At 72.4% G+C, this 14,331-nt stretch carries 10 protein-coding genes; 5 read left to right on the forward strand and 5 right to left on the reverse strand.

What is annotated here, in order from left to right; all coding sequences use genetic code 11:
• Positions 1-11 precede the first annotated feature (11 nt).
• Both IQ210_RS25770 and IQ210_RS25775 read right to left on the reverse strand, forming a co-directional pair.
• Positions 12-2,438, reverse strand: coding sequence for a DUF5682 family protein (locus IQ210_RS25770; protein WP_322656723.1), 2,427 nt, complete (start codon positions 2,436-2,438; stop codon positions 12-14).
• 117 nt (positions 2,439-2,555) lie between these two features.
• A complete protein-coding gene (locus IQ210_RS25775) occupies positions 2,556-3,686 on the reverse strand; it encodes an ATP-binding protein (RefSeq protein ID WP_194081477.1) in 1,131 nt (376 codons plus the stop codon).
• Positions 3,687-3,841: 155 nt separating this feature from the next.
• Between IQ210_RS25775 and IQ210_RS25780 the strand changes: the two genes are divergently transcribed.
• Genes IQ210_RS25780 through IQ210_RS25790 form a run of 3 tightly spaced genes read left to right on the forward strand, consistent with a single transcriptional unit; the run spans position 3,842 to position 7,067 of the window.
• Positions 3,842-5,191, forward strand: coding sequence for an SWIM zinc finger family protein (locus IQ210_RS25780; protein WP_194081478.1), 1,350 nt, complete (start codon positions 3,842-3,844; stop codon positions 5,189-5,191).
• The gene (locus IQ210_RS25785; protein ID WP_194081479.1) at positions 5,185-5,442 is read left to right on the forward strand and encodes a hypothetical protein; all 258 of its coding nucleotides are present in this window, start codon (positions 5,185-5,187) and stop codon (positions 5,440-5,442) included. The genes IQ210_RS25780 and IQ210_RS25785 overlap by 7 nt, the downstream gene beginning before the upstream one ends.
• Positions 5,439-7,067, forward strand: coding sequence for a DUF5691 domain-containing protein (locus IQ210_RS25790; RefSeq protein WP_194081480.1), 1,629 nt, complete (start codon positions 5,439-5,441; stop codon positions 7,065-7,067). The genes IQ210_RS25785 and IQ210_RS25790 overlap by 4 nt, the downstream gene beginning before the upstream one ends.
• Positions 7,068-7,159: 92 nt before the next feature.
• Here IQ210_RS25790 and IQ210_RS25795 read toward each other — a convergent pair whose 3' ends face one another.
• A complete protein-coding gene (locus IQ210_RS25795) occupies positions 7,160-7,576 on the reverse strand; it encodes a cobalamin B12-binding domain-containing protein (protein WP_194081481.1) in 417 nt (138 codons plus the stop codon).
• A 506-nt stretch (positions 7,577-8,082) separates the two neighbouring features.
• Here IQ210_RS25795 and IQ210_RS25800 point away from each other — a divergent pair.
• Both IQ210_RS25800 and IQ210_RS25805 read left to right on the forward strand, forming a co-directional pair.
• Positions 8,083-8,949, forward strand: coding sequence for an esterase/lipase family protein (locus tag IQ210_RS25800; protein WP_194081482.1), 867 nt, complete (start codon positions 8,083-8,085; stop codon positions 8,947-8,949).
• Positions 8,950-9,174: 225 nt separating this feature from the next.
• Entirely contained in the window at positions 9,175-10,611 is a 1,437-nt protein-coding gene (locus IQ210_RS25805; RefSeq protein WP_228048374.1) for a M23 family metallopeptidase, read from the forward strand.
• A 63-nt stretch (positions 10,612-10,674) separates the two neighbouring features.
• Here IQ210_RS25805 and pcrA read toward each other — a convergent pair whose 3' ends face one another.
• Positions 10,675-13,164: a DNA helicase PcrA gene (pcrA, locus tag IQ210_RS25810; protein WP_194081484.1), complete on the reverse strand. Its 2,490-nt coding sequence runs from the start codon at positions 13,162-13,164 to the stop codon at positions 10,675-10,677.
• A 72-nt stretch (positions 13,165-13,236) separates the two neighbouring features.
• A complete protein-coding gene (locus tag IQ210_RS25815) occupies positions 13,237-14,316 on the reverse strand; it encodes a ScyD/ScyE family protein (RefSeq protein ID WP_194081485.1) in 1,080 nt (359 codons plus the stop codon).
• Between the last annotated feature and the right edge of the window lie 15 nt (positions 14,317-14,331).

A 14,331-nucleotide genomic window follows, 5' to 3' on the forward strand; every position in this document is an offset into this window, starting at 1 on the left:
CCGCTCGGTTGTCATCTCCCCACCCCCGCAAGGTCGTTGTCGTCGGCGCCCCGATGACCAGGTACGTCGTCCAGCCCCAGCAGCAGCCGCACCACCGGCAGCACCGCGTCCGCCCGCGCGGCATCGAGGTCGGCCGCGAAGCCGGGGAGGCCGGCACCGCCGCCGGCCTGCCTGCCGCCGCTCCCCTCCCCCGGTCCCCGCCGGACCAGTTCGCCGAGCGTTCGCCGCACCCCCGCCTCGTACGCCGAGAAGGTCCTGCGCAGCAGCGGCAGCACGTCCGTGAAGGCGTCCGCCGGTACCCCGGTCAGCCAGGTGTCGACCAGTCCGAGCAGCCGCTCGTCGTGCACCAGCAGCATCCCGCCCCCGGCGCCCCCGCCGACGAAGCCCTCGATCCAGGCCGCCGCATCCGCCGGCGGTGTCCCGGGCGACAGCACGAGCCCCATGAGCCGCGCGGCCTCGTCCTGCCCCAACTCCCCGTCGTCGAGCAGCAACCGCACGGCCCGCCCCCGGATGACACCGGGCACGCTCTCCCGCCCGCACAACACTCGCAGCACGGAGTGCCAGCGGGCCCGCAGCGAACCACCCGGGGTCCTCTCCGCCCCGTCCGTCGCAGGGACGCTCGCCCCTCCCGCCGCGGCCGCGTCCCCCAGCAACCCCACCGCCCCGTGCACCGCGTCCACATGGCGCCGTATCTCCTCGGCCGCGTCCGCGTCGAGCGCGGCGCAGGCCGGGGGAAGGCCGACGAAGATGCGCTCGGCGAGGCCCTCGGCGACCTCCGTGAGGGCGTGGGTGTCGGTGCCGCGGACGTCGCCGTACCGCAGGGAGCGGACCAGTGCGGGCAGGGCCTGGGCCAGGTGGCCGACGTCCGTGTCCAGGGCCGCGCGGTCGGCGAGGACCTGCATCACCACCGGGAGGGCGTCCGGGAGTTCGGCCAGCAGACAGCGCTCGGCGAGCGCGGTGACGTCGGCGAGGCTCGGCGCGCCGACGGCGTCCGCCTCCGCCCTGGCCGTCGCCGCCGCGGGCACGGTCGTCCCCCACACCCCCGCCTCGGCGACCCGCACCGCCAGCTCCGGCTCCCAGCGCAGCCGCCACGTCTCCCGGAACGTGCCCGTGCTCCCCCGCGACGCCACCGGCTCGCCCCACGCCACGCCCAGCAGTCGCAGCCGGTGCAGCAGTCTGCTGCGGCCGGCGTCGATCTCCTTGCGCAGATCGAGCTCCAACTCCCGCTCCAGCGCCTCCGGTTTGAGCCGCAGCCTGCGCTGTACCCGGTCGAGGTCCCGCTGCAACGGCACCGCGGGCGCCCCCTGCGGCACCTCGCCGAGCACGTCCCCGACCACGAGCCGGTCGTGCACCAGCGACAGCGGCACGTCCGATCCCTCGCACATCACCGCCCGCACCGCGTCAGTGGTCTCGCTCAGCCCCGCCAGCGGGCGCCCGCGCATCGCCGCGAGCGTCTCCGCCAGCCGCACCGCCTCGATGACATGCGCCGAGGAGACGAGCCGGTCCTCCGCCCGCAGCAGCCCGGCCACCTTGGTCATCCACCGCTCGATCGGCCGGTCCGGCGCGGCGAACAGATGCCCGTACCACCCCGGTGAGTCGATGCCCGCCCCGTAGCCGCTGACCCGGGACAGCCTGCGGTGCGTCCACGGCACCCACGTCATGTCCGCCTTGACCTTCGGCAGCCCCTTCACCAGGGCCCGGTCGGCGGCCACGGACGCCTTCTGCCGCAGCGCCGGCACATGCCACGCCCCGCACACGACGGCCACGCCCGCCCCGAACTCACGCTGGGCCGCCCGCACTTGGAGCCGCATGTACGCCTCCCGCACGAGGTCCTTGTCATGCCCCCCGTGCCCGTACGTCTCCCGCAGCGCCCCCATCGCCTCTTCCAGCGCGAGGAACGGCCCGAACACGTCCCCTGTGCCGCCGCCCCGATGCTCGACGACGTCCTCCCACCACCGCTCGGGATCGTCGTAACCGGCCGTCTCGGCGAGCACGGCGAGGGGATCGACCCGGACGTCGATCGGATCGGCGTCCTCGGTCCCGTCAGAACTGCCAGCTCCTTCGGCCTCCGCATCCCTCCCCCACACCAGCGAGTGCGTCGCCGGCCAGTCGATGAAACGGGCCGGGATTTCTTGCTCCAGCGCCCATCGCATCGCCACCCACTCCGGGGAGAACTCGGCCAGCGGCCAGAACGCCGACCGGCCGGGCTCGTCCACCGCGTGGGCCAGGAGGGCGACCGGCGGCCGCATGTCCGCGTCGGCGGCCAGCGGGATCAGCGCGTCGGCCTCGGGCGGACCCTCGATCAGGACGACCCGCGGCCGGGCCGCGTCCAGCGCCGCCCGCACCGCGCGGGCCGACCCGGGCCCGTGATGCCGTACGCCGAGCAGCAACGGCTCCCCACCGATCGCCCCGCCCTCGCCCCCGTCAATGCCGGTCACTCCATCCCCTCCCCTCGGGAACCACCGATCCCTTGCCCCCACCCGAGCCACCGGAGCCGCCCGACCCACCGCTTCCCTGGCCTCCGCCAGGCTTCCCCCACCCCAGGTCGTCCCCGCTCACGCGCTCACCTCGCGGCATGCGCGGTAGAAGTCCGTCCAGCCGTCGCGCTCGCGCACGACCGCCTCCAGGTACTCCTGCCAGACGACCCGGTCGGCCGCCGGATCGCGGACGACGGCGCCGAGGATGCCCGCCGCCACGTCGCCCGCGCGCAGCACGCCGTCGCCGAAGTGGGCGGCCAGGGCGAGGCCGTTGGTGACTACGGAGATGGCCTCCGCCGTCGACAGCGTGCCGCTGGGCGACTTGATCTTCGTACGGCCGTCGGCCGTGACCCCGTCGCGCAGCTCCCGGAAGACGGTCACCACACGGCGGATCTCGTCGATCCCCTCCGGTACGGCGGGCAGGTCGAGCGAGCGGCCGATCTGGTCGACGCGCCGCGAGACGATGTCGACCTCGGCCTCGACGCTCTCCGGCAGCGGCAGCACCACCGTGTTGAAGCGGCGGCGCAGGGCGCTGGAGAGGTCGTTGACCCCGCGGTCGCGGTCGTTGGCCGTGGCGATGAGGTTGAAGCCGCGGACGGCCTGCACCTCCTGTCCCAGCTCCGGTATCGGCAGCGTCTTCTCGGACAGGATCGTGATGAGCGTGTCCTGGACGTCGGCCGGGATACGGGTCAGCTCCTCCACCCGCGCCGTCATCCCCTCCGCCATGGCCCGCATGACGGGGCTGGGCACCAGCGCGTCACGGCTCGGGCCGTTCGCCAGCAGCTGCGCGTAGTTCCAGCCGTACCGGATCGCCTCCTCCGGGGTGCCGGCCGTGCCCTGCACCAGCAGGGTCGAGTCGCCGCTGACCGCGGCGGCGAGGTGCTCGGAGACCCAGGTCTTCGCCGTGCCGGGCACGCCGAGCAGGAGCAGGGCGCGGTCGGTGGCGAGGGTGGTGACGGCGACCTCGACGATGCGGCGCGGGCCCACGTACTTCGGGGAGATCACGGTGCCGTCGGGCAGGGTGCCGCCGAGCAGGTACGTCGCCACCGCCCACGGCGACAGCTTCCAGCGGGCCGGGCGCGGGCGGTCGTCCTGCGCGGCCAGCGCCGCGAGTTCGCCGGCGAAGGCGTCCTCGGCATGCGGTCGCAACGCCTGCGCAGGTGTCGTCTCCCCTGTTTCCACGGGCATCGGCTCAACGGTCACAGACATGGCGAAGTCCCCCTCCAGGCTCGGCCGGTTCTGCCGTTCTCGGATCTGGCACCCACCTTGCACCACACCACTGACAATCGCTCTGACCTGCGGAAATTCACGCACAGCAGCGCTCGGCGGACCGATTGTCAGTGGTGGGATCTACCGTCGAAGACATGACTCAGCAGGGGGTGCGCTGGACTGCGGACCAGGTGCTGGCACTGGCGCCTGACGCCGCGTCACGCAAAGCGGGAAGCAAACTCGGGGCGGCGGGGCCGTGGTCCGAGACGGGGAGTTCCGACGAGGGGACGGTGTGGGGGCTGTGCAAGGGCAGTGGCAGCAAGCCGTATCAGACGGTCGTGGACATCGCGGACGTGTCCGGGCCCGCGTACAAGTGCAGTTGTCCGAGCCGGAAGTTCCCGTGCAAGCACGCGCTCGGGCTGCTGCTGCTCTGGGCGGGCGAGGACGGTTCGGTGCCGTCGGGGCAGGCGCCGGACTGGGCGGAGCAGTGGATAGAGGGGAGAAGACAGCGCGCGGAAGAGAAGAAGGCCGGAGGCGCGTCACCGTCCGGCTCCGGTGATCCGGAGGCAGCGCGGCGGCGGGCGGAGCGCCGGGCCGAGCGGGTCACCGCGGGGGCGACGGAGCTGGAGCAGCGCCTCGCGGACCTGCTGCGCGGCGGGCTGGCCGGCGCGGAGCAGACCGGGTACGGGCTGTGGGAGGAGACGGCGGCCCGCATGGTCGACGCCCAGGCTTCCGGACTGGCGGCGCGGGTGCGGGAGTTGGGGGCGATCCCGTCCTCCGGACCCGGCTGGCCGGTGCGGCTGCTGGAGGAGTGCGCGCTCCTCCACCTCCTGGACCAGGGCTGGCTGCGGCGCGAACAGCTGCCGGACGGCCTGGCGGCGACGGTCCGTTCCCGCATCGGCCTGCCCGCCTCCGCGGACGGCCCGCCGGTGCGGGACCAGTGGCTCGTACTGGCCCAGTACGACACGGCGGACGCCCGCCTGACGACCCGTCGCATCTGGCTGTACGGCACCGGCTCCGGCCGCAGCGCCCTGCTCCTCTCTTATGGCGCCGCGGGCCGCGCCCCCGAACTCGCCCTGCCGGTGGGCCTGGCGCTGGAGGCGGAACTCTCCTCGTACCCGGGCACCGGACAGCTGCGCGCGGCCCTGGGCGAACAGTTCGCGCCACCGGTCCCGTCCTCCATACGTCCGCCGGGGATGACGACGACCGAGGCCGCCGCCCGCTACGGCGAGGCACTCCGCGACGACCCGTGGCTCGACTCGGTCCCGGTGACCCTGGACCAGGTCGTCCCGACCCCGGACGCCGACAGCTGGCAGCTCGCGGACGCCGACGGCGAGGCGGCCCTGCCGCTCACGCCCACCGCCCGCTCCCGCCCCGGCCTGTGGCGCCTGGTCGCGCTGTCCGGCGGCGCCCCGATCAAGGTCTTCGGCGAGTGCGGCCACCGCGGCTTCACCCCGCTGACGGCCTGGCCGGAGGGAGCGGGCGACCCGGTCCGCCTGTGCTGACCCCACCGCCGGCCTCTCTTCCGAACCCGACCGACCCAACGCCTCCGACGTACTCGACCGACCTGGGAGCGCACACGTACACCACCGGCCACGCCACGTTCACCGTCCGCGCCACGCACGACGACGACAACGTCCACGCCACACGCATCGGCAGGCAGGCCCACCAGGACGACGACAACGTCCACATCACGTACGCGCGGAGCGACGCCCACGCCACCGCACGCGCCCGTCGACAGAAGGTGCTCGCATGAACAGGACGCCCACCCCAGCGGAGACCCCATCGGGGACCCCAGTCATCTGGGAGGACCTCGTCACCACCGCGCTCCTGGGGACCGACCGGCGCCCCCCCGCAACCGGAGCTCCGGGGCGCGCGGCGCCGGTCGCGCTGCTGGACGCGGCCGCCGCGGAGACCGTACGGCGGCGGGCCGGGCTGCGCCCCGCGCCGGCGGCGGCGCGCCCCGACCCGGCGCCCGCGGACCCGCGCCCCGCGCTGCCCGCCGCCGCGGCCCGCAGGCTGGCGATGCTGCTGGCCGACCGCCCCGGCACGGGTGGCGGCGGCCGCAGAGGCACGGCACCGGACCTCATGGAGCTGCTGCCACAGTGGCTGGCCGCCGCCAACACCCGGGGATTCGCGGCGCCCGCGGAGCTCCTCCCGGCGCTGCTGGACGCGGCCCGGGGGCGTACGGACCTGAGGCCGGCAGCGCTGGCGTTCGCCGGACCCCGCGCGGTGTGGCTGGCGCGGCTGAATCCGGACTGGCGGTTCGCCCTGCGCGCGGCACCGGGCGGGGACGCGGCGCTGCCGCAACCGGAGGACGCGGAGCGGGTGCGGCGGCTGTGGCAGGAGGGCCTGTTCGCCGAGCGAGTCGCCCTGCTCGGCGCGATACGGGCCCGCGAGCCCGCCGCCGCGCGGGAGTTGCTGTCGACGACCTGGGCGACGGAGCGGGCCGAGGACCGGCTGATGTTCCTCGACTCGTTGCGGACGGGGCTGGGCGCGGCCGACGAGCCGTTCCTGGAGCAGGCACTGTCGGATCGCAGTCGCAATGTCCGGGCGACGGCGGCCGAGTTGCTCTCGGCGCTGCCGGGCTCGGCGCTCGCCAAGCGGATGGCGGTCAGGGCGGCGGCGTGCGTGGCGGTGGACCGTACGACCGAGGTGCCGTCGATCGTGGTCGAGGCGCCGCACGAGTGCGATTCGAGCATGGAGCGGGACGGTGTCGTATCGAAGGCTCCGGCGGGACGGGGTGAACGGTCATGGTGGTTCGGCCAGTTGATGGAGGCCGCCCCGCTGGGCACGTGGTCGGCGCGGCTCGGCGGGCGGACGCCCGAGGAGATCGTGGCGCTGCCGGTGACGGACGACTGGCGGTCCGAGCTGCACGCGGCGTGGTGCCGGGCGGCGGTGCGGCAGCGGGACGCCGACTGGGCGCGGGCGCTGCTCGGGGCGCCCGCCGCGCCGGAGGCCGGTGGTCCGGGAGCGGTGTCCCTGGCCGAGCGCGCCAAACTGCTCGGGACGCTGCCGCCGGGCGAACGGGCCGACTGGGTAGCCGGGTTCATCGCCGCGCATGGCCTGTCGGAGGCGTTTCAGCTGCTCGGCGGCTGCGCGGTGCCGTGGTCCGGGCCGCTCGGGCGGGCTGTGGTGGACGCCCTCAACATCGCGCGGGACGCGGGGAGTTACCCATGGAGTTTCAGCGGCGTGATGGGGCTGGCCGAGCGGTGCCTCGACCCGGCGGAGGCGAGCCGGCTGGACGGCCTGCTGGCGGTGCCGGACGAGACGGAGAACGCCTCGCCGGGCGCCGGGGGCTACTGGGCGGAGGCCTTCCAGCGACTGGGCACGACGCTGCGGTTGCGGGCGGCGATGCTCGACGAGCTGGGGCCGGCGTAACCATCCGTGGATGCGGCGTAACCGTCGCCGCTCCACGACCTGGACCCGGCGCAACCGTCGTTCAGCCGCGCCGATCCCCGTCGCCCGACGGACTACGCCCCCGCCGACTCCCGCACGTTCTCCCTGACCCACTCCACGATCGCCTGCGTCGTCGCCCCCGGCGTGAAGATCTCCGCGACGCCCTTCTCCTTCAGCGGTGCGATGTCCGCCTCCGGGATGATGCCGCCGCCGAAGACCAGGATGTCCTCGGCCTCGCGGTCCTTGAGCAGGTCGATCACCGCGGCGAAGAGCGTGTTGTGGGCGCCGGAGAGGATGGACAGGCCGATCGCGTCGGCGTCCTCCTGGATCGCGGTGTCGACGATCTGCTCGGGCGTCTGGTGGAGGCCGGTGTAGATGACCTCCATACCGGCGTCGCGCAGCGCCCGCGCGATCACCTTCGCCCCGCGATCGTGGCCGTCGAGCCCCGGCTTCGCCACCACCACGCGGATCGGACCGGCTGCCACACCCATCACTGCCTCCATGAAGCGCCTTCGGCTTCCTCACACCACATTGTGCGAGGAAGTGAACGAACGTTATCTCCAGCATCCCGCAACCGGCAGTTTCGCGGTGCGGACCGAGGGGGAAATCACACGGTGGGACACGTTCGCCGCGCACCGTTCCGAATCTATGCGGCACACGGACCGCAGACCCCTGCGGCCCCCGTACCGCAGCGGGAGCAAGCGCAACGGGAGCCGCAACGAGGTCGCCGTGCCACCGCGCCGCGGGCCGCGCGCCGTGGCGGTGCGGCGTGCCGACGGAGGCACGAAGGGCACGTAGGGCAGGTAAGGCACGACAGCGGGGAGCCTCGTCGCCACACCGGCAGGGAGTCTCACCTCGTCATCGGCGCGGTACGCGCCATCCGCCGAGCTCACCCCACGCGCCCTCCGCATGCCCCGCCGGCCGCCTCCGGCCCGGCATCCCACGAGGGCACACGGGGGACAGAGGCGTCCTCATGTGTGCCGACAGGAGGTCGGCCATGAAGGTCACCCGGGCAGTCGAGCCCCTTCTTCCGCTCTGTCAGCGCCTGCTTCCGGGCAGACTGGCGGGACTGTCCGTGGCGCTGCTGAAGGCCACCGCCCTGGAGATCGCGATCCTCGCCGGCCACCTCCTGCTCTATCCCTCGGGCGTCTTCCAGGAACGCCGCGCGCCGGCCGCCCCGCTCCCTTCCCGGGACGGCCCCGCGCAGCTGCCGACGGAGGCCAAGCCGCCGGTCGTCCTGCTGCACGGCTTCATCGACAACCGCTCGGTCTTCGTCCTGCTGCGCCGCAGCCTCCTCCAGCACGGCCACCGGCAGCTGGAGTCGCTCAACTACTCACCGCTGACCTGCGACATCCGCGCCGCGGCCGAGCTGCTCGGCCGGCACATAGAGGAGATCTGCGAGCGCACGGGCAGCGAGCGGGTCGACGTCGTCGGGCACAGCCTGGGCGGGCTGATCGCGCGCTATTACGTGCAACGCCTCGGCGGCGACCGCCATGTCCGCACCCTGGTCACGCTCGGCACCCCGCACTCGGGCACCCGGGTGGTCCCGCTGGCCGACGCCCACCCGATCGTGCGCCAGATGCGCCCCGGCTCGGACGTCCTCACGGAACTCGCCCGGCCCGCGCCCGGCTGCCGTACGCATTTCGTCAGCTTCTGGAGCGACCTCGACCACCTCATGGACCCGCTGGAGACCGCCTGCATCGACCACCCCGACCTGATGGCGCAGAACGTCCAGGTGAGCGGGATCGGACATCTCGCCCTCCCGGTGCACCCGGCCGTCGCGACGGGGATACGCCAGGCGCTCGACGCGCCGCGGACGGGAGCCGCGGCCGCGGCCGAGGCCGGGGGTCTGACAGTGGCGTGACAGCCGCAGGACAGCCGTCCGACATCGAACAATCTTCGAACACAAAGCCAAACTCGCGCCCACAGTCCCCCGAAACACGGCCGAATGCCCGTTTCCTTCAGGCGCGAAACCTGCCGAAGATTGTCGCGCCCGCGTACCGCCGGGTACAGTCACCGCACTGCTCTGGCAGCCCCTGTTGTCGAGGCGAAAGAGAAGTTGGTGAACGACCCGTACACGTCGGGGACCATGACCACCCCGGCTCCGGCTTCCGATGCCTCGTCGGCGCACTACGCGTCGTACGGCACGCAGGAGGCCCAGTACGGCGACTTCGCGAGCTACGGCTACGACACGGGCGCGCACACCACCACTGCGCACTTCGACACCGACCCGCTGTTCGGCAGTCTCCCTGGTGACAACACCGGGTCGTACGACGCCCAGCACTGGTCGACGGACAGTCACCAGACCCTGAACTACGACGCGTACGCGGCCCAGCACCACGCCGCCTACGACACCGGCGCCTACGACACGACGGCCTGGACGGGTCAGCATCAGCAGCTCTCCGCGATCCCGCCGCAGGTCGGCGCGGCCGATGTCAGCGGACAGTGGGATGCGAACGCCTGGCTCCAGCCCGACCAGTCCGGGAACGCGGCCGACCAGACGCAGCACTGGCAGTGGGGCACACAGACCTTCGACACCGGCGCCTACGACGCCACGCAGTGGAACTCCGAGGGTGCCGCGCCGGACCATGAGGAGCCCGTCGACCATCAGTCGACCGCGCTGTTCGAGCAGGTCGCCTACGACGAACCCGCCTCGCACGACACCGAGTTGAGCACCACCGGTGAACTGCTCGCCCTCTCCGAGGACGACGCCGCCGCCCCGCTCCTCGACGACCAGGAAGACCCCACCCCCGCCCCGGGCTCCCGCATGGCCGCCCGCAACGCGGGTCGTTCCCGCCGCCGTACGCCCGCCAAGCGCTCCGCGCTGATGAAGATCGCCGTGCCCTCCGCGTGCGTCATGGGCGTCACCGGGATCGCCGCCGCCTCCGTCGGCAGCATGAGCGACGGCAAGGACACCTCGACGACCGCGTCCGACGCGACGACGAAGTCCGTCAAGCCGTCGGCCGCGAACAGCAAGCTGGACACCCAGCTCGAGTCCCTCTCCGCGGGCGCCGACGACTTCGCCGACCGGGCCAGCCGGACGCAGGAGCGCATCGACCTCAAGGCCCAGCAGGCGGCCGAGAAGAAGAAGGCGGCGGAGGAGGCGGCCCGCAAGGAGCGGCTGCGCCCCAAGTTCGCCCTCCCGGTCGCCCAGCACGGCCTCAGCGCCTACTACGGCCAGGCCGGCGTCAACTGGATGTCCGTGCACACCGGCATCGACTTCCCGGTCTCGTACGGCACGACGGTGATGGCCGCGACCGACGGCACCGTCCGTACGCAGTGGAACAGCGCCTACGGCAACATGATGATCGTGACCGCGAAGGACGGCACGGAGACGTGGTACTGCCACCTCTCCAGCTACCGCGTCGCCTCCGGTACGACGGTCAAGGCCGGCGACCCGATCGCGTACAGCGGCAACTCCGGCAACTCCACCGGCCCGCACCTGCACTTCGAGGTCCGCCCGGCGGGCGGCTCGGCGATCGACCCCTTGCCGTGGCTGAGGAGCCACGGCTTGGATCCCACGTAAGCATCGCGCCCCGTAAGGGGCGCGGGGAACTGCGCGACCAGCCCCCACCGGCCCGCAGCCGAGCTACAACTTCTCCACCGGCGCATACCGCAACAGCAACCGCTTCGGCTTGGCCTCACCAAAGTCGATCGTCGCCTCAGCGTTCGCCCCCGTACCCTTCACCGCCATGACCGTGCCAAGCCCGAACTGGTCATGCGTCACCCGGTCACCAACGACCAGCGAGACAACCGGCTTCTCCGACGAACGACTCGTGGCGAAGCCCGACGCACCCCGCGCCGAGGACCGCGAGCGCGAGGACGACAGCGAGGACGCGACACCCGACACCGGTCCCGCCGGCGCCGCGGTCGCCCCCGTGCGCTTCCACTCCACATGCTGCTCCGGGATCTCCGACAGGAAGCGCGAGGGCGGGTTGTACGACGGCTGCCCCCACGCGCTGCGCAGCGATGAGCGCGTCAGGTACAGCCGTTCCCGCGCGCGCGTGATCCCGACGTACGCCAGGCGCCGCTCCTCCTCCAGCTCCTTGGTCTGGCCGAGGGCGCGCATGTGCGGGAAGACGCCGTCCTCCATGCCGGTGAGGAAGACGACCGGGAACTCAAGTCCCTTGGCGGTGTGGAGAGTCATCAGGGTGATGACCCCGGAGCCGTCCTCGTCCTCGTCGGGGATCTGGTCGGAGTCGGCGACGAGCGCGACCCGCTCCAGGAAGGCGGCGAGCCCGGGGGACTCCTCGCCCTCCTCCGTCTCCTGCTCGAACTCCAGGGCCACGGCGGCGAGTTCCTGGAGGTTCTCGATCCGGGTCTCGTCCTGCGGGTCGGTGGAGGCCTGCAACTCGGCGAGATAGCCGGTGCGTTCGAGCACCGCCTCCAGGACGGTCGCCGGTCCCGCGCCGGAGTCGACGATCGTACGGAGCTCCTCCATCAGCACGTTGAACCGCTTCACGGCGTTCGTCGACCGCGCGGCCATGCCGTACGCCTCGTCGACGCGCTTGAGCGCCTGCGGGAAGCTGATCTTCTCGCGCTGCGAGAGGGCGTCGATCATCGCCTCGGCGCGCTCGCCGATACCGCGCTTGGGGACGTTCAAGATCCGCCGCAGCGGCACCGAGTCCTCGGGGTTGGCGAGGACACGGAGGTAGGCCAGGACGTCCCGGACCTCCTTGCGCTCGTAGAAGCGGACGCCGCCGACGACCTTGTAGGGCAGGCCGACGCGGATGAAGATCTCCTCGAAGACTCGGGACTGGGCGTTGGTGCGGTAGAAGACGGCGACATCGCCGGCCTTCGCGTCGCCCGCGTCCGTCAGTCGGTCTATCTCCTCGGCGACGAACTGCGCCTCGTCGTGCTCGGTGTCGGCGACGTAGCCGGTGATGCGCGCGCCGGCGCCCGCGTTGGTCCACAGGTTCTTGGGGCGGCGGGACTCGTTGCGCTCGATGACCGCGTTGGCGGCGGACAGGATCGTCTGGGTGGAGCGGTAGTTCTGCTCCAGCAGGATCGTCGTCGCGTTCGGGTAGTCCTCCTCGAACTGGAGGATGTTGCGGATCGTCGCGCCGCGGAAGGCGTAGATCGACTGGTCGGCATCACCGACGACACAGAGCTCGGCGGGCGGGACGTCGAACTCGTTCGGCGGGACGTCCTCGTCATGCGCACCCGTCCCGACCAGTTCCCTGACCAGCGCGTACTGGGCGTGGTTGGTGTCCTGGTACTCGTCGACCAGGACGTGCCGGAAGCGGCGGCGGTAGTGCTCGGCGACATCGGGGAACGCCCGGAGCAGGTTGACCGTCGTCATGATCAGGTCGTCGAAGTCGAGGGCGTTGGCCTCGCGCAGCCGCGACTGGTACATGGCGTAGGCCTGGGCGAGGGTCTTCTCGAAGCCGTCGGTGGCCTGGGCGGCGAAGTCCTCCTCGTCGATCAGCTCGTTCTTGAGGTTGCTGATCTTGGCGCTGAAGGACTTGGGCGGGAAGCGCTTGGGGTCGAGGTCGAGGTCACGGCAGACCAGGGCCATGAGGCGCTTGGAGTCGGCGGCGTCGTAGATCGAGAAGGAGGAGGTGAAGCCGAGCTTCTTGCTCTCCCGCCGCAGAATCCGCACGCACGCGCTGTGGAAGGTCATCACCCACATCGCGTTCGCGCGCGGGCCGACGAGCTGCTCGACGCGCTCCTTCATCTCGCCCGCGGCCTTGTTGGTGAAGGTGATCGCGAGGATCTGCCCCGGGTGCACGTTCCGCTCGGCCAGCAGGTAGGCGATGCGGTGCGTGAGCACGCGCGTCTTGCCGGAGCCGGCGCCGGCCACGATGAGCAGCGGGGTGCCGGAGTGCACGACGGCGGCCCGCTGGTTCTCGTTGAGCCCCTCGATGAGCGCGGCGGCGTCCAGGGCCGGGCGCGGGGCGCCGTCGCGGTAGTAGGCGTCCCGGTCCGGCGGCACGTCGAACTTCCCGCCGAACAGATCGTCCGGAAGGTGTTCGGGTTCCGGTCCGTGCTCGTCCTCGGGCGGCGGCGGGGGTTCCTCGTCATGCCCCTGGGGGGCCTGGAGGTTCGCCAGGAAGCTGTCGTCAAAGAGGCCTGTCATCGCTCTCCGAGTCTAGGGTGCCGCACTGACACCCCGCCGCCGCCCCGAGAAGTCGGGCCGATTACGGCCCTCTCAGAAGCCCAGGATCTTCCAGACCTGCCCGCCCGGTGTCCTCTTGCCCTCCATCACCGTGCCGTCACGGTCCGCGACCGACCAGGCGGAGACGTAGACCTTGCCGTCGTACGGGTCGACGGCGAGGCCCGCCGGGAACGGCACCTTCACGTTCGTACGTTTCCCGTGCGCGACCTTGGTCACCACGCCTTGGAAGAGCTGGCTGACGTACAGGTCACCGCTGCTGTTGAAGGCGATCCCGCCGATCGGGCCGAAGCCGGACTTCCAGCCGAGGATCTTGCCGGTCCAGGGGTCGACCTTCCACACGCGCGCGGTGGGCTTCTCGGTGAGGCCGTTGAGCTCGCCGACGTAGAGGTTGCCGTCGGGGCCGAGGGCGAGGGAGGTGGGGACGGCCTCGTGCTTGTCGTGGTCCGGGAAGACGGTGAACGGCTTCGCCTTGCCCTGCGGGGAGACGACGACCAGGTCGTTCCCGGCCGCGTCGGCGACGATCTTGCGGCCGTCAGGGAGGGCGAGGACGGCGTACGGGTTGGATTCCAGGCTCGCCTTGTGCGGGTTGTACTTGAACTCGACGGCGGACACATCGGCGGCGATCCTCGCCTTGCCCTGGTCCACGCGCAGCAGCTTGCCGAGCTTGTTCCAGGGCGGCGTGGTCGGGACGCCGGCCTCCGGCGGGGCGAAGGTCTCGATGCCCCAGAGCTCGCCGTGGAGGGCCGAGACGCCGTCCACGCCGGTCGCGAAGCCGCCGTCGGGCGCGGCGCCCGAGGGGAGGCAGCGGACGACCCGGTGGTGCTGCCACGCGCTCCCGTCCCAGTAGATCTTCGTGACGGCCGAGGACAGCCCGACGCAGGTCTCGCCCTCGGGGCCCTCGCCGATGCATTTCTTGCCACCCCGGCCGGCCTCGGCGACGTACACGTGACCGTCGTCGTAGGACAGCTGGCGCGGGTTGTCGAGACCGGTCGCGATGACGCGGACGACGGGTTTGCCTCCGCTGTGCCCTCCGGAGGCCGTGGCGGGGGCGATGCCCGCGGTGGCGGCGAGTGCGACGCCGGTGGCGACGACGAGTGACGTACGGGTCTTCATGGCCGTATCCCTCCC

Source organism: Streptomyces justiciae (assembly GCF_015163075.1).
In the GTDB taxonomy this organism is placed as follows: Bacteria; Actinomycetota; Actinomycetes; order Streptomycetales; family Streptomycetaceae; genus Streptomyces; species Streptomyces justiciae.